This window comes from Massilia putida, assembly GCF_001941825.1.
Lineage (GTDB): Bacteria > Pseudomonadota > Gammaproteobacteria > Burkholderiales > Burkholderiaceae_D > Telluria > Telluria putida.
The window spans coordinates 2,296,083-2,312,673 of record NZ_CP019038.1 but is presented as its reverse complement, the minus strand read 5'-3'; the positions used below and the strand labels follow the sequence as shown (position 1 = coordinate 2,312,673).

10 protein-coding genes are annotated in these 16,591 nt (G+C 67.3%); 5 read left to right on the top strand and 5 right to left on the bottom strand.

Annotated elements, in window-relative coordinates; all coding sequences use genetic code 11:
• Positions 1–40 precede the first annotated feature (40 nt).
• The 5 genes from BVG12_RS12550 (at position 41) to BVG12_RS12530 (ending at position 10,852) form a co-directional block, all read left to right on the top strand.
• Entirely contained in the window at positions 41–1,660 is a 1,620-nt protein-coding gene (locus tag BVG12_RS12550; RefSeq protein WP_075792676.1) for an HD family phosphohydrolase, read from the top strand.
• Between the two features lie 4 nt (positions 1,661–1,664).
• Positions 1,665–3,920 (top strand): CHASE2 domain-containing protein, encoded by a 2,256-nt coding sequence (locus BVG12_RS12545; protein WP_075792675.1) that lies wholly within the window; start codon positions 1,665–1,667, stop codon positions 3,918–3,920.
• A 353-nt stretch (positions 3,921–4,273) separates the two neighbouring features.
• Positions 4,274–5,848 carry a ShlB/FhaC/HecB family hemolysin secretion/activation protein gene (locus BVG12_RS12540; protein WP_075796334.1) on the top strand — a complete coding sequence of 525 codons (1,575 nt, stop codon included), beginning with the start codon at positions 4,274–4,276 and terminating at the stop codon, positions 5,846–5,848.
• An 11-nt stretch (positions 5,849–5,859) separates the two neighbouring features.
• Positions 5,860–10,107, top strand: a complete 4,248-nt coding sequence (locus tag BVG12_RS12535; RefSeq protein WP_075792674.1) for a two-partner secretion domain-containing protein — start codon at positions 5,860–5,862, stop codon at positions 10,105–10,107.
• Positions 10,073–10,852 carry a FecR family protein gene (locus BVG12_RS12530; protein WP_083684975.1) on the top strand — a complete coding sequence of 260 codons (780 nt, stop codon included), beginning with the start codon at positions 10,073–10,075 and terminating at the stop codon, positions 10,850–10,852. The genes BVG12_RS12535 and BVG12_RS12530 overlap by 35 nt, the downstream gene beginning before the upstream one ends.
• 88 nt (positions 10,853–10,940) lie before the next feature.
• Here the strand turns inward: BVG12_RS12530 and BVG12_RS12525 are convergent, their stop codons facing one another.
• The 5 genes from BVG12_RS12525 to BVG12_RS12505 all read right to left on the bottom strand — a co-directional run bounded on the left by BVG12_RS12525 (position 10,941) and on the right by BVG12_RS12505 (position 16,517).
• Positions 10,941–12,761: a PhoH family protein gene (locus tag BVG12_RS12525; protein ID WP_075792673.1), complete on the bottom strand. Its 1,821-nt coding sequence runs from the start codon at positions 12,759–12,761 to the stop codon at positions 10,941–10,943.
• A 352-nt stretch (positions 12,762–13,113) separates the two neighbouring features.
• Positions 13,114–13,569 (bottom strand): peroxiredoxin, encoded by a 456-nt coding sequence (locus tag BVG12_RS12520; protein WP_083684972.1) that lies wholly within the window; start codon positions 13,567–13,569, stop codon positions 13,114–13,116.
• Positions 13,570–13,605: 36 nt separating this feature from the next.
• Positions 13,606–14,553 carry a polysaccharide deacetylase family protein gene (locus BVG12_RS12515; protein ID WP_075792671.1) on the bottom strand — a complete coding sequence of 316 codons (948 nt, stop codon included), beginning with the start codon at positions 14,551–14,553 and terminating at the stop codon, positions 13,606–13,608.
• Positions 14,554–14,562: 9 nt separating this feature from the next.
• On the bottom strand, positions 14,563–15,603 hold the full coding sequence (locus BVG12_RS12510) for a bifunctional UDP-4-keto-pentose/UDP-xylose synthase (RefSeq protein ID WP_075792670.1): 1,041 nt from the start codon (positions 15,601–15,603) through the stop codon (positions 14,563–14,565).
• Entirely contained in the window at positions 15,600–16,517 is a 918-nt protein-coding gene (locus BVG12_RS12505; protein ID WP_075792669.1) for a formyltransferase, read from the bottom strand. Before BVG12_RS12505 ends, BVG12_RS12510 begins: the two co-directional genes overlap by 4 nt.
• Positions 16,518–16,591 lie beyond the last annotated feature (74 nt).

The following is a 16,591-nucleotide window of genomic DNA, read 5'->3' as shown; positions in this document are numbered from 1 at the left end:
GCGATCAGGCACGTCGGATTTCAGCGAGACACAAACGATCATGCAAGAGCTCACCCCGGCCAATATCGTAGAGCGACTCGACCTCCTTACCGAGGTCAGCGTCGCTCTCGGCGACGGTCATGACATCGACGCCTTCCTCGACCGCATCCTCAAGGTCGCGAAGAGCATGACGAACGCCGACGGCGGCACGCTGTATCGTCCCAGCAACGACGAACGCAGCCTGTGCTTCCACATCTCCCTGAACGATACGCTGGAGATCTACCAGGGCGGCGCGAGCGGCAATCCGATCGACCTGCCGCCGATTCCCCTGTATGACGAATACGGCAACAAGAACCTCGCGTCCGTGGCGGCATATGCGGCCAACTTCCACCAGTCCGTGAACATCGGCGACGTGTACCGGGCCGACGTCTTCAATTTTTCGGGCATGCGCTCGTTCGACCAGACTTTCGGTTACCGCTCGAAGTCCATCCTGACGGTGCCGATGACGGACCACGCGGGCGAACTGGTGGGCGTGCTCCAGCTGATCAACGCCATGGACCGGGAGACGGGCGAGATCCGTTCGTTCTCCGACACCGACCAGCGCTTCATCGAGGCCTTAGCGGGGCAGGCGGCCGTGGCGCTCACGAACCAGCAGCTCGTCGTGCAGATGGAAGCGCTGCTGGAAGCCCTCGTCAACCTGATCAACATCGGCATCGACGAAAAATCGCCGTACACGGGCCGCCACTGCCAGTTCGTGCCGGAGCTGACGATGATGCTGGCCGAGGCCGTGCACGAGACGACCGCCGGCCCGATGGCCCCGTTCCGCATGAGCGACGCCGACCGCCGCGAACTGTGGCTCGCGGGCCTGCTGCACGACTGCGGCAAGATCACGACGCCGGTGCACGTCGTCGACAAGGCGACGAAGCTGGAAACGATCTTCGACCGCATCCACATGATCGACACGCGCTTCGAGGTGCTGCTGCGCGACGCCGAAATCACCGCGCTGCGCGCGAAGTGCGAACCCGGCGCGGACCATGCCGCGCTCGACGACCGCCTCGCCTCCGAGCAGGCGCGCCTGCGGCTCGATCGCGATTTCCTGCGCCAGGCGAACATCGGCAGCGAAGGCATGTCGCCCGAGGACCAGGAGCGCGTGCGCCGCATCGCCGCCTACCGCTGGACCGGGCCGGACGGCGTCCTTCGCGACTTGCTCGACGAGGACGAGGTGCGCAACCTGACCGTGCGCTTCGGGACGCTGAACGACGACGAGCGCAAGATCATCAACAACCACATCGTCGTCACGATCCGCATGCTCGAATCGCTGCCGTGGCCCAAGCACCTGAAAAACGTGCCGGAATATGCGGGCGGCCACCACGAGCGCATGGACGGCAAGGGTTATCCGCGCGGCCTCACGCGCGAGCAGATGTCCGTGCCGGCGCGCGTGATGGCCATCGCCGACATCTTCGAGGCCCTGACGGCGCGCGACCGCCCGTATAAAAAGGGCAAGACGCTGTCCGAATCGCTGCACATCCTGGGCAAGTTCGCTCTCAACGGCCACATCGACCCGGACCTGTTCGACATCTTCGTGCGCCAGAAGGTCTACCTGAAATTCGCCCGCAAGAACCTGGATTCGTCGCAGATCGACTTCGTCGACGAGGCGGCGATCCCGGGCTACCGGCCGTAAGCGCATGGCCCGGTTGCGCAAGGCCTTCGGCAAATACGGCGCCCGTTGGGCGCTCGGCTTCGCCCTCATGCTGGCTGCGATGCTGTACACGAACGGCACGTGGCACAGCGGCGCCATCGAACGCCAGGACGCCATCATCTCCGACCTGCGCATGCGCCTGGACGGGCCGGTGCCCGACCCGCGCATCGTCATCGTCGACATCGACCCGAAAAGCATCGCCGCCGTCGGCAGGTTTCCGTGGAGCCGCGACGTGATGGCGAAGCTTGTCGACCAGCTGGCCGGGCACTACGGCACAAGGGCCATCGGCTTCGACGTGTCGTTCCCCGAACCCGATACGAGTTCCGGCTACGCCGTGCTGGAGCGCCTTGCGCAGCGCGAACTCAAGGACGTGCCGGGCATGGCGACGAAGCTGGCCGCGCTCGAGCCTGAACTCGACTACGACGGCCGCTTCGCCAAGGCGCTGGCCGGACGGCCCGTCGTGCTGGGCTATAACCTGTCGTCGGACCTGTCCAAGGGCGTGCTGCCGAAGCCCGCGTTCACCGTCGCGGACCTGCGCGGGCGGACGCTCGACGCCGGCAGGTCGTCCGGCTATGAAGCGAACATCGCGCGCCTGCAGGCGGCGGCGCGGGGCGCCGGCAGCTTCAGCTTCGTTCCGGACGTGGACGGCGTCGTGCGCACGGTGCCGCTGCTGCAGCGCGTCGGCGACGGCTATTATCCGTCGCTCGGTCTCGCCACGGCCGCCGTGGGCCTGGGCGCGACATCCATCCGCCCGGACTTCGGCGACGAGTCGCTCGCCGGCCAGAACGGCGCGGCCGGCGCGGACGCCATCGTGCTCGCGCTGCCGCACAAGAACTTGCGGATACCGGTCGGCGACGACTTGACGACGGTCGTGCAGTTCCGCGGCCCGGGCGGTCCGGAGGGCGGAACGTTCCGCTACGTGTCCGCCGTCGATGTGCTGAACGGGAAGGTGCCCGCCGCCGTGCTGACAGGGCACATCGCCCTCGTCGGGACGACGACGCCCGGCCTGCAGGACATGCGTTCGACGCCGGTGAGCAGCGTCTATCCCGGCGTGGAGGTGCACGCCAACGTGATCAAGTCCATCCTCGACGGCCGTTTCAAATCGCGTCCGGACTACGCCACCGCGCTCGAATTCTTCCAGATCGCGGTGGCCGGCACCCTGCTCGCGCTGCTGTTGCCGGCGCTGGCGCCGCTGCCGGCCGTGCTGGCGTCCGGCGCCGTCTTCGCCGGCGTCGTCGCATTCAACTGGTTCCTGTACCGCCAGATGGACTGGACGATCGACATGTTCGTCTGCCTGCTGCTCGTCGCGCTGCTGTTCGTCGCGAACGTGGCGTGGGGCTTTCTATTCGAGTACCGCAAGGGCCGCGCCCTCGTCTCGCGCTTCGGCGAATACGTGGCGCCGGAACTCGTCGCGCAGATGGCCGAGAACCCGGAAGCCTATACGATGGAAGGGGAGAGCCGCGAGCTGTCCGTGATGTTCGTCGACGTGCGCGGCTTCACGACGATCTCGGAAGGCCTGTCGCCCAAGGCGCTGCGCGAATACATCAACCTGTACCTGACGGCGATGTCCGAGGATATCCGCGGCAGCCACCAGGGCACGCTCGACAAATACATCGGCGACGCCGTGATGGCCTTCTGGGGCGCGCCCGTCGCCTTCGCCGACCACGCCAGCCGCGCCGTCGCCACGTCGCTGCTGATGCAGGCCAGCGCCGCGCGCCTGAACGACGACTTCCAGCGGCGCGGCTGGCCCGCGCTTGCCATCGGCATCGGCATCAATTCCGGCCTGATGCACGTGGGCGACATGGGGTCCGCGATCCGCCGTGCCTACACCGTGATGGGCGATGCGGTGAACCTCGGGTCGCGCCTGGAAGGCATCACGAAGGTCTATGGGGTCGGCATCGCCGTGGGCGAGGCGACGCGCCTGGCGGCGCCGGAATTCGTCTACCGCGAGCTGGATCTCGTGCGCGTGAAGGGCAAGAACGAGCCCGTCGCGATCTTCGAACCGCTGGGCAAGCCGGCCGACGTCGCTCCGGCCGTGCTGGACGAACTGGCCGCGTGGGACGCGGCGCTGGCGCGGGTGCGCGCGCGGGACTGGGACGCCGCCGAATCGGCCATCGCGGCGCTGCACGGGGCGCACCCGCAGCGGGCGCTCTATGCCCTGTACCTGGAGCGGATCGCGCGCTGGCGCGCGGCTCCCCCGGGCGAAGGGTGGGATGGGGTGACGACGTTCGATACCAAATAACACCGACGTCGTTCCCGCAAAAGCGGGAACGGCTCATCGGGCTGTACCCCCAATACCGAGCAACTGGATTCCGTGCATGGGAAATACAGGCGGTCGCATGAATGGGCCGGCTTCGGCGCCTCGGCATGGGCCCCGCTTTCGCGTGGCGACGGATCGGCTGTATCGGCCACACAACGCGGCGTCCGGGATTCCCCCCATCCCGTGGGGAAGATTCGTAATCGCCACTAATTTTTCTCTCAAGCAAGGAAAACCTGATTACACTCGCATGAAATCGAGGGTTTTCCTCTTCAGCGGCATCGCCGCAGGCCCGGGCATGCATGGGCTAGAACAATAACGATATGGTCATCGACAACATGAAACTATGCTTGGCACGCCTGGTCGCGGGCTCGGTGCTGGCCGCCGCCGTCGGCGCTGCCTGGGCGATTGAGCCGATCCGGTTCGAGATCAGCCGCTTCGAGGTAAGCGGCAACACGCTGCTGCCGGCTGCCGAGGTGCAGGCCGCGGTGGCGCCGTACGCGGGCAGCGGGCGCGATTTCGGCGACGTCCAGCGCGCGCTGGAAGCGCTCGAGGCGCTGTACCACGCGCACGGCTGGAACGTGGTCACCGTCCAGTTGCCCGAACAGGAACTGAATGGCGGCGTCGTGCGCCTGAACGTCATCCAGACCAAGGTGCGCCAGGTCGAGGTCACGGGCAACCGCTGGTTCTCCGAGGCGAACGTGCGCGCCAGCCTGCCCACGCTGGTGCCGGGCGCGACGCCCAACCTGAACGACGTGTCGCGCAACCTCAAACTCGTCAACGAGAACCCGGCCAAGAAGGTCAAGCTGAGCCTCGCCGGCGCGGACGTGGGCGGCGAGGATGTCGTCGACGCCAAGGTCGAAGTCGCGGACGAGCGCCCCTGGCGGGTGATGTTCAACGCCGACAACACGGGCACGGCATCCACCGGCAAGACCCATGCGGGCGTGATGCTGCAGCACGCCGACCTGTGGGGGCGCGACCACGTGGGCACGCTGCAGTACACGACGACGGCCGAGCGCCCGGACCGCGTGGCCGTATGGGCCGCCGGCTACCACGTGCCGCTGTACGCGCTGGGCGATTCCGTCGACCTCTTCGCCAGCTATTCGAACGTCGACTCGGGCGCCGTCAACGCCGGCCTGTTCGACCTGACGGTGAGCGGCAAGGGCGCGGTGTACGGCGCCCGCTACAACCATGTCTTGCCCAAGCGCGGCGACCTGGAGAGCCGCATCGTGTACGGCCTCGACGTCAAGGCCTACCGCAACAACGTCGTCTTCGGCACGCAGAATTTCGGCAACGACATCACCGTGCGTCCCCTGAGCATCGCCTATGCCGGCAGCCATGCGGCGCCCGACGGTCAGACCGATTTTTCGATCGCCTTGCTGCAGAACGTGCCGGGCGGCTCGCGCGGCGGCGCCGAGGACTTCGCGGCCGTGCGCAGCGGCGCCAAAGCCGGCTACCGCATGGTGCGCTTCGCGGCCGCCTTCACCAACGTCATCGCCGCCGACTGGCAGACGCGCGTGCTGCTGAACGGCCAGTGGACGCGCGATGCGCTGGTCCCGGGCGAGCAGTTCGGCGCCGGCGGCGCGACGACCGTGCGCGGCTTTGGCGAGCGCGATCTGGCCACGGACACGGGCATCGTCTCCAACGTCGAGTTGTACACGCCGGACCTGTGCAACCGCGCGGGTTGGCAATGCCGCGTGCTGGGCTTCTACGACACGGCCTGGGGCGAGCGCAATCGCGCGCTGGCGAGCGAACTGCATCGCGCCGCGATCTCCAGCACGGGCCTCGGCCTGCGTTTCGCGGCAGGCAGCGCGGCCAGCGTGCAGCTCGACTACGGCCACGGCATGCACGTCGGCCAAGTGGCGGCAACCAGCAGGAACAAGCTCCACGTGCGCGTGGTGCTGGCGTATTGAGGACCTTTCTTATGACTTCATCCATCCAACGACGGTTCGGCGCGCTGGTGCTCGCCGCGGCCTACTGCGGGACCGCAATGGGCGCGCCCGCGCTGCCGCAGGTGGTCGCGGGCCAGGCCACGTTCAACCAGCAGGGCAACGTGTTCTCGATCACGAACACGCCCGGCACGGTCATCAACTGGCAGAGCTTCAATGTCGGCGCCGGCGAGATCACGCGCTTCATCCAGCAGAACGGCGACAGCGCGGTGCTGAACCGAGTGCTGGGCCAGGACCCGACGAAGGTCCTCGGCGCCCTGCAATCGAACGGCAAGGTCTTCCTGATCAACCCGAACGGCATCCTGTTCGGCCAGGGTTCGCGCGTGGACGTGAACGGCCTCGTGGCGTCGACGCTGAACATCAGCGACGCCGACTTCCAGGCCGGCCGCAAGCGCTTCCAGGCCGGAACGACGGCGGGTAACGTCCGCAACGACGGCACCATCGCGACGCCGGGCGGCGGCCAGGTCTTCCTGATCGCGCCGGATGTGAAGAACACGGGCATCATCACGGCGCCAGGCGGCGACGTGATCCTCGCGGCGGGCCACAGCGTGCAGCTGGTGGATTCGAACGATCCGGACCTGCGCGTGGAACTTTCCGCGCCCAGCGGACAGGCCGTCAATCTGGGGCAGGTGATCGCCCGGGGCGGCCGCATCGGCATCTACGGCGCGCTGGTCAACCAGCGCGGCCTCGTCAACGCCGACAGCGCCGTGATGGGCGCGAACGGCCGCATCGTCCTGAAGGCCGGCGGCAAGGTCGCGCTGGATGCCGGCAGCTTCACGAGCGCGCGCGGCGGCGCGGGCGCGGACGGCGGCACGGTGCAGGTGCTGGGCGGGCAGGTGGATGTCGCATCCGGCGCCGGCGTCGATGCCAGCGGCCGCAACGGCGGCACGGTGCTCGTCGGCGGCGACTGGCAGGGCGGCGGCATGCGCGCGCAGCAGACCCGCGTCGCTCTCGGCTCCGTCATCCGGGCCGACGGCGTCGCCGGCAACGGCGGCAAGGTGGTGCTGTGGTCCGACGGCGCGACCAGCGCGCACGGTACCGTCTCCGCCCGCGGCAGCGCGGCCGGCGGCGCGGTGGAAACATCGGGCCACCTGCTGGACGTCGACGGCATCGCGGTCGAGGCGGCCGGCGCCACGGGCAGGAACGGCACGTGGCTGCTGGACCCGTACGACATCGACGTGGTCGCGGGCGGCAACGCGAGCGCGGGCGACGTCAAGTCGACTTCCGCCGGCACCTCGACCGGCGTCACCCGCGTGGCCCCGTCCACGCTGACGACGGCCGGCACGGACGTCGTCCTGCAGGCGCGCCACGACCTGAGCATCACGGACGCCTTGAACGCGGCCGGCAGCGTGCATGCACAAGCCGGCAACGACATCAACATCAATGCCCAGGTGGGTGCCGGCGACGACCTCGATTTCCGCGCGGGGAATGCGTTCACGCTGGGCGCCAACGGCCTGCTGACCACCGCCAACTACATCGACGTCAGCGCCAACCAGGTCACGCTGTCCGGCAAGATCGCCGGCAGGGGCCAGTTGCCGATCCTGACGTTGACGTCGTTCGACCCGGGCCGCGCCATCAGCATCGGCACGGGGACGAGCACCTCGGGTGCGCTCGTGCTGGACACGGCGGCGCTGCAGCGCCTGGGCAGCAACCTCTATGAGATCAACGTCGGCAACAGCGCGCACACGGGCACCGTCTCGGTCGACGCCGGCCTGGCGACGGCGGCCAACGTCGTGCTGGAAAACGCCGGCGACATCCGCGTGCGCGCGCCGGTCGATCTGTCCGCGAACACGGCGAGCCGCGTCATCGCGAACCAGTACGCGAACGGCGGCCTGATCGACATCGCGGGCGCCGTGACCGCGTCCAAGTCCGTGCTGTTGCAGGGCGACCGCCTGAACATCGGCGCGACCGTGTCCGCCGGCAGCGTCACGCTGCAACCGAATAGCACTGGCACGCATATGGTGATCGGCGGCGCCGGTTCGAACGACGGTTTCATGATCGGGCAGACGGCGCTCGCCAACGTGAAGGCGAATGAACTCACGATCGGCGGACTCGCGGGCGGCTGGGGCGGCATCGACGTCGCCGGCCCCGCATCGCTCACGACCGCGAAACTGACGCTGGACGCCGGCGCCGGCGAGCTGGCGATCAAGGCGCCGCTGAGCGCGCCGGGCACGGTGGCGCTGACGTCGACCCTCGGCATCTACGAGCGGGATACCGGCACCGTCAAGGCGGGCAATGTGGCGGTGCGCGGCGGCCAGGTCGTGCTCACCGGCGCCAACGAGATCGGCACGCTGTCCGGCAAGGCCGCCGGCAACCTGTTCAGCGTCGTCAACCAGGGCGGCCTGCGCATCGGCACCGTCGACGGCATGACCGGCATCACCGCGCCGAACGCCGGCATGCAGGTCACCAGTGGCGGCCTCCTGATGCTCGAGGCGGGCATCGCCGGCGGCACCGACGCGACGCTGGACGCCGCGGGCATCGCGGGCGGCGGCCTGCTCCAGGCCGGCAGGCTGAACTTGAAGTCCAGCGCCGGCATCGGCACCACGACGACCCCGCTCAAGACCCGCACCGGCACGCTGATGGCGTCCAACCAGGGCGCGGGCGGTCTCCCGATCAACATCGCCAACACGGGACCCCTCGTGCTTCAGCGGGCCGTGCAGGACGGCGAGGGCAATGGCGGCGCCATCGCGGTCGACAGCGTGGGCGGCATGACCGTGCCCGCGTTCGACGTGACCAACGGCGCCGGCGAGGTCCGCACCAACAGCGGGGACATCAGCCTCACGACGCACAGCCCGCTGACCATCAATGGCCGCGTGGCGACGACGAGCGGCAACGTGCGCCTGCTGGCCGACGATGGCGGCGCATTGACGATCGCCACCGGCGCCCACGTGACGTCGGTCAGCGGCAATGTCAGCATCACGGGCGGGTCCACGCAGATCGCGGCCGACAGCGTCACCGTGTCCAGCCAGGACAAGCTGCAGGTGACCACCGGCGGCAAGGACAGCGCGCCGCCGCCGGCGCCGACTCCGGCGCTCGACGCCTGCCTCGCCAACCGCACCGCGGCCGGCTGCGGCCCCGTGCTGGCGGCCGCGCTGCAGGTGTGCGTGGCCAATCCGTCCGGCCCGCATTGCGGCGAGGTCCTGCCGACATACGACACGTGCGCGGCCCAGCCCACCGCGGCAGGCTGCGCCCTCGTGATCAAGGAACACGACGCCGTCACCGCATGCATGGCCAACCCGAAGGCCGCGGGCTGCGCGACGACCTTGCCCGTCTACGACGTCTGCAAGACCGCTCCGGCCACGTATGGCTGCGCGGTCGTCATCAAGGAACACGACGCCGTCGCGGCCTGTATCGCCGATCCGAAAGCGCCGGGCTGTGCGACGACCTTGCCCGTCTACGATGTCTGCAAGACCGCTCCGGCGACGTATGGCTGCGCGGCCGTCATCAAGGAACACGACGCCGTCGCGGCCTGTATCGCCGATCCGAAAGCGCCGGGCTGCGCGACGACCTTGCCGGCGCTGGACCAGTGCCGCGCGGACGGCAGCGGATACGGCTGCGCGGCCGTGCTTGCGCGCGCCCGTTTCGACGCTTGCCTTGCCAATCCGTCCGGCGCCGGCTGCGGCGACGTCCTGCCCAAGCTGGACGTGTGCAAGCTGACGCCGTCGGTCGAGGGTTGCTCGCAGGTGCTGGCGCTGAGATTCCAGGCCTGCCTCGCGAACCCGCACGATCCGGCCTGCGGCGGCATCCTGCCCACGCTGACGCAATGCCAGGCCAACAGCAAGCTGCCCGGCTGCGACGCCGTGCTGCCGACGCTGGCGCAATGCATCGGCAGTCCGAGCCTGCAAGGCTGCGACGTGCGCCTGCCGACGCTTGCCGTGTGTGCGGCGGCGCCGACCACGGCCGGCTGCGAGGCGGTGCTGCCGACGGCATCGTTCTGCAGTACGCATCCGGGCGACGCCAGCTGCGTGACGTTCAGCGGCAGCGCCGGCGCCGGCCAGAACACGCAGGGCACGCCGGTGGCCCAGGCGGTGCAGACGACCGTCCAGGTCATCAACCGGGTCATCCCCGCGGCCGGGACGATCGTCGCCGGCGGCAGCGGCGACACCAAGGGCGACAGCGGCGCGCCGGCCGTCAAGCCGGGCGAGCGCTCGACCGGCCCGGCGCAAGTGGAATCAACTGGAGTCAAGAATGAAAAACCTGCGACCAAACTGTACTGCAATTGAGGCGCTGGCCCGGGCGTTGTTGTGTGCCGTGCTGCTGCTGGCCGCAAACGCGGCGTGGGCAGGGCAGGTCGTGGGCGTCGTGGCGCACCTGAGCGGGCCGCTGATGGACCGCAAGGCCGACGGCACCGTCAAGGCGCTGGCGGCCAAGTCCGAGGTCGAAAACGGCGACACGCTCGTGTCGGAGAAGAACACGTACGCGCAGATCCGCCTGCTCGACAACAGCGAGATCACGCTGCGTCCGGACACGACCTTCAAGATCGAGAACTTCGCCTACGAGGCCGACAAGCCTGACGCCGACAGCGCCGCGTTCAGCCTCTTGAAGGGCGGCCTGCGTTCGATCACGGGCCTGCTGGGCAAGCGCAACAAGGAGAAGTTCTCGCTCAAGACGCCGGCCGCCACGATCGGCATCCGCGGCACGACGTTCATCGCCCAGTGGGTCGAGCCGCCCGCGCCGGTTCCCGGCCTGCCGCCGCCTTCCGCCTTGCCCGCGTCCAATCTGGCGCCCGGCCTGCACGTGGCGGTGTTGGAAGGGCTGATCGTCGTGACGAACCCGGGTGGCGCGCAGCACTTTCCGGCCGGCCAGTTCGGCTTCGTGCCCAACGTGAACGCGCCGCCCATCGTCATCCCGCAGAATCCGGGCCTGAAGTTCACGCCGCCGCCGTCGTTCAGCAACAGCGTGGGCGGACCGCTCGCGTCGCAGGGTGCGGCGGCACAGCAGAATGGTGTCGACTGCATCGTCCGCTAATCGTCATTCCCGCTTGCGCGGGAAGGACGTGAAAAAAAAGCCTGTGCACCCTCCGGCGCACAGGCTTTTTGTTTGGACGGTCGAACCGTTACAGCACGTCGCTCGCGTGATCCGCCAGGCGCGAACGCTCGCCGCGCGCCAGCGTCACGTGGCCGCTGTGGCCCCAGCCCTTGAAGCGGTCGACGACATACGTCAGGCCGCTCGAGCCCTCGGTCAGATACGGCGTGTCGATCTGCGCGATGTTGCCGAGGCAGAGGATCTTCGTGCCCGGACCTGCGCGCGTGACCAGCGTCTTCATCTGCTTGGGCGTCAGGTTCTGCGCCTCGTCGATGATGAGGAATTTGTTGACGAACGTGCGGCCGCGCATGAAGTTCAGCGACTTGATCTTGATGCGCGAGCGGATCAGGTCCTGCGTCGCCGCGCGGCCCCAGTCGCCGGCGTCGCCGTCGGACTTCATCAGCACTTCCAGGTTGTCGTCGAAGGCGCCCATCCACGGCGACATCTTTTCTTCCTCGGTACCGGGCAGGAAGCCGATGTCCTCGCCGACGGGCACCGTCACGCGGGTGACGATGATCTCGTTGTAGACCTTCGTCTCCAGCACCTGGGCGAGGCCGGCGGCCAGCGCCAGCAGCGTCTTGCCCGTGCCGGCCTGGCCGAGCAGCGTGATGAAGTCGACCTCGGGATTCATCAGCAGGTTCAGCGCGAAATTCTGCTCGCGGTTGCGCGCCGTGATGCCCCACACGTTGTTCTTGTTGCTGGAATAGTCGCGCAGGGTCTGCAGCACGGCCGTCTTGCCGTTGATCTGCTTGACCTGGGCGTACAGCGGGGCCTCGCCGTTCTTCGGCTCCAGGTACACGAACTGGTTCACGAGCAGGCTCGGGATCAGGGGGCCGGTGACGCGGTAGAACGTGGACGAATAGCCGCCCTTGATCTCCTGCCACGATTCGACGCCCTTGCCATGCTTGGTCCAGAAGTCGTCCGGCAGCTGGACGATGCCGGAGTACAGCAGGTCGGTGTCTTCCAGCACGTGGTCGTTGAAATAGTCTTCGGCGGCCAGGCCCAGCGCGCGCGCCTTGATGCGCATGTTGATGTCTTTCGACACCAGCACGATCGCGCGGCCCGGCTGCTCCGCTTCCAGCGCGCGCACGACGCCCAGGATCTGGTTGTCGGCCTTGCCGGACGGGAGACCCTCGGGCAGGGCGGCGCCGTTGAGGCGCGTCTGGAAGTGCAGGCGGCCCTTCGCATCCTTGTTGCCCAGCTTCGCCAGCGGGATACCGGTCTCGATGGCGTCGTCGTCGACGTTGGCGATGAGCGCATCCAGCGTGCGCGAGACCTGGCGCGCGTTGCGCGCGACTTCCGACATGCCCTTCTTGTGGTTGTCGAGTTCTTCCAGCGTCATCATCGGCAGGTAGACGTCGTGTTCCTCGAAGCGGAACAGCGAGGTCGGATCGTGCATCAGCACGTTGGTGTCGAGCACGAATACCTTGGTGGCGCCCGACGTGTCGGCCTTGCGGCTGGCCTGCGATTTGACGTTGACCTCGACCGGCTTGTGCTTGGCCGGATGCGGCTCGTTCATATCCGTTTCGCGCAGCTTGGCGACGGCATCGTCTTTCGCGGCCTTGCCCGGTTTGACGGGCTTTTCGGCGCGCACGGGGACCGGCGCGGCGGCCGCAGGAGCGCCTGCCGGCTTGTCTTCGCGGGCAGGCGCTTCGGCCAGCAGCGCGGCCTTCGACTTGCGGGGTTTCGCGGTCTTGGGGGCCGGTACGGCCGGGCCACTGATCAGGTCTTCGACCGGGTCGTTCTCCGCCTTCGCGGTGGCGCGGACAGGCGACTTGCCCGGTTCAGCCCTGGGATAATCTTTGGCCAGCAAAATCGTTGCCGGCTTGGTGGGGAGTTTAGGCAGTGGCATCAGGTTCTCAATCCAGAAAAGTAGTCGGAAAAACGCTCCGCACGGCACATGCGCGCCGCCGGGCAGACAGATGCAACTGGGGGGAGCTGCGAGGCGCCGGCAGGCCCGGACGTGGGCCCTGGCCGGCAGCCAGATTGGAATGATGCGGTGAGGTAAAACTGTGACTCAAAATAGGCGAACGCTCGGCTAAAGGTTTGTCATAACCATCGCCAGCCCGCAGACCGGGCCTTGAAGAAGCGTCGCGAGCGGCCGCAGCGGTGGTCGAGGAGCGCGGCCGTACTCACGTACGGCGAGCATCGCAGGCCGCCGCTGCAACACGCAGCAGCTTATTCAACGCCCTTGGGCTGGTTTCTTAAAAATCCAGCACTTCTTGGACGTGATCATTGACTTTCACGCCACGCCATTCTTTCACCACTTTGCCGTCAGCGTCAATGACAAACGTACTGCGCTCTACCCCCCGCACTTTTTTGCCGTACATATTCTTCATCTTCATGACGTCGAACTGCGTGCACACGGCTTCGTCCGGATCGGAAATCAGTTCGAACGGCAGACCCAGTTTGGACTTGAAGCTTTCGTGCGAGCGCAGCGAATCGCGGCTGATGCCATAGATGTCGGCGTTCAATGCCTTGAATTCGTCGTAGTGGTCGCGGAAGTTCATCGCTTCCGTCGTGCAACCGGGGGTATTGTCTTTGGGATAGAAGTACAGCACCGTATAGCGCGCGGGACGGCCGTTCAGCTCGAAGGTCCGCTCGCCGGTCATCGGCGCACTGAAATTAGCCAAAGGTGCTGCGGTTGGGCTTTCGGCCACGGTTTTCTCCTGTCTCGCGGCCCTAGCACCGCGCTTTTACTTCGCTGTGTCGAGGATGATCAGTTCGCCTGACCGTCCCGGTAATTCGCCCCATTGCACCGGGTATTCGGGCAACTGCGGCGCTTCCTGTTTTATCTTCTCATAATAGTCCGCCATCGAGGCAAGCCGGTAACCTTGGGCTTTCCAGCCTGATAACAGCTGCTCGAATATGGGGGCGAGTTTCTGTCCTTCAAGCTCCGCGTGCAAGGTGTACACGTGGTCGCGTTTCGGGTTCGCCGTCAGCTCGAGCAGGTGGGCGGCGATATTGTGTTCGTCGATGACGGTGCCGCCGATCTCCCGGCCCAGCAGCTCGTCCAGCGTCGGCAAGGTGGTCGGCATCTGGATGTGCGACAGGCCCCGGTAGCGGTACGGGCCGGCGTTCGGATCGGCCAGCGAACCATCGTCGCGCAGCTGGGCGCGGCCGTCCGAGGCGTAGCGGTAGCCCACCGCATCGTGACGCGCGAACGCGTGAGCGTTCATCTGCCAGCCGGCCGCGCCGAACGTGTGCGGCGCCTCGCCGAACACCTGCGCGTAGCGCTGTTCGCTCTTCTTCATCACGCGGTCCGTCCACGCGGCGTCGCGGCCGCGGACGTTGTCCTGCCACCAGACGTGGTCCCACGTGTGGATGCCGCATTCGAAGCCGGCGTCGCGCACGGCGCGCATCTCGGCGGCCGTTTTCGCGCCGATGTCCGGGCCGGGCAGCAGCACGCCGTACATCAGCGTCTTGAAGCCGTAGTGCTCCACGACGGACGTGCGCGACACTTTCTGGAAGAAGCCGGGACGCAGCGCGCGCCGCATCGCCCAACCCGTGTGGTCGGGGCCCAGCGAGAACAGGAACGTCGCACCGGCTCCGTGCTTTGTTAGCATGCGCACGAGGTTCGGCACGCCCTCGCGCGTGCCGCGGTAGGTGTCGACGTCGATCTTGAGGACGAGCAGCGGTGCCAAGGCGCGTCCTTAATCCACGAGGGCCTGGGCCGCCGCGACCTGGCCGCGGTAGGCGTCGAAGATGTGGCGCAGCGCATCCGCCATCGTCACCGACGGGGCCCAACCGAGGTCGTTCATCGTGTTCTCGATCTTCGGCACGCGGTTCTGCACGTCCTGGTAGCCGGTGCCGTAGTAAGCGCCCGAGCTGGTCTCGACGATCCTGACTTTCTCCGCGCCGGCCGCGTACTCCGGGTATTCCGCGGCGAGCTTGAGCATCATGTCGGCCAGTTCGCGGATCGAGTAGTTATTGGTCGGGTTGCCGACGTTGTAGATCTGGCCGGTGGCGCGGCCGTCCTTGTTCTCGATGATCTTCATGAGCGCCGCGATGCCGTCGTCGACATACGTGAAGGCGCGCTTTTGCATGCCGCCGTCGACGAGCTGGATGGTTTCGCCGCGCACGATGTGGCCGAAGAACTGGGTCAGCACGCGCGAGCTGCCTTCCTTCGGCGTGTGGATCGAGTCGAGGCCGGCGCCGATCCAGTTGAACGGACGGAACAGCGTGAAGTTCAGGCCTTCCATGCCGTAGCCCCAGATCACGCGGTCCATCAGCTGCTTGGCGCAGGCGTAGATCCAGCGCGGCTTGTTGATCGGGCCGTAGACCAGTTCCGAATTCTCCGGGTCGAATTCGGCGTCGCGGCTCATGCCGTAGACTTCCGACGTCGACGGGAAGATCAGGTGTTTCTTGTACTTGGCGGCCGAGCGGACGATCGGCAGGTTCGCCTCGAAGTCCAGTTCGAAGACGCGCAGCGGCTCTTTCACGTAGGTCGACGGCGTCGCGATCGCGACCAGCGGCAGGATCACGTCGCACTTCTTGACGTGGTACTCGACCCATTCCGTGTTGATGGTGATGTCGCCTTCGAAGAAGTGCATGCGCGGATGGTCGAGCAGATCCGTGATCCGCTCCGAGTTCATGTCCATGCCGTAGACTTCCCAGTTGGTCGTCTCGAGGATGCGCTTGGACAGGTGGTGGCCGATGAAGCCGTTGACGCCGAGGATGAGGACTTTTTTCATGTTGGGTTTTCCTGGAGTTGCGCCCGCAGTTCGGCAGGGGTGATGCGCAGGCCGTCGGCCAGCAGGCTGTGAATGACCAGCGCGCGGCCGTCGCCGCAGACGCCGAGGATGGCATTATCCACGACCGCGAGTCCCGGCGGCAGGCCTTCCGCGTTACCGTTGTGCAGGCGGGCGCGCTCGATCACGTAGCGGCGCTGCTTGAGGTCCGTGAAGGCGCCGGGGTAGGGCGGCGCCACGGCGCGGTGCAGGTTGTAGACCTCTTGCGCGGATTTGTTCCAGTCGATGCGGCCGTCTTCCGGCTTGCGGCCGCCGAAGTAGCCGCCCTTCGTCAGGTCGTTCGGGGTACGCGGCGCCATGCCGGCCAGCAGGGCCGGCAGGACGTCGTACAGCGCCAGTTCGGCCGCCACGGTCACCTTGCCGAACACTTCGAACGCCGTATCGTCCGGCAGGATGGGGACGGCCTGCTGGGCGACGATGGCGCCGGCGTCCGGCTTGACGGTCATCTCGTGCAAGGTGGCGCCCGTTTCCGTCGCGCCGTGCAGCACGGCCCAGTTGGTGGGCGCGCGGCCGCGGAAGGCCGGCAGCAGCGAGCCGTGCATGTTGTAGGCGGGGGCGATGTCGAGGATCGCCTGGGGCAGCATGTGGCGGAAGTAAAAGCTGAACATCAGGTCCGGCTGCACGGCCTGGATGGCTTCCACGAGGTCGGCGCCTTTCGCGTCCTCCGGCGTCAGGTACGGGATGTTCTCCGTCTCGCACAGGGACAGGACGGATTCGAACCAGATGTTTTCCGTGGCGCTGTCCTGGTGCGTGACGACGAGGGCGACGTCGACGCCGCCGGCCAGCAGCACCTTGAGGCAGCGTACGCCCACGTTGTGGTAGGCGAAGACGACTGCGCGTTTGCGGGGTTGGGTCATGGTCTTTGTGCCGCGATGGCGGCGTAAGCGGTTTTCATCCGTCGCTCCCGCGGAAGCGGGAACCCATACCGAGC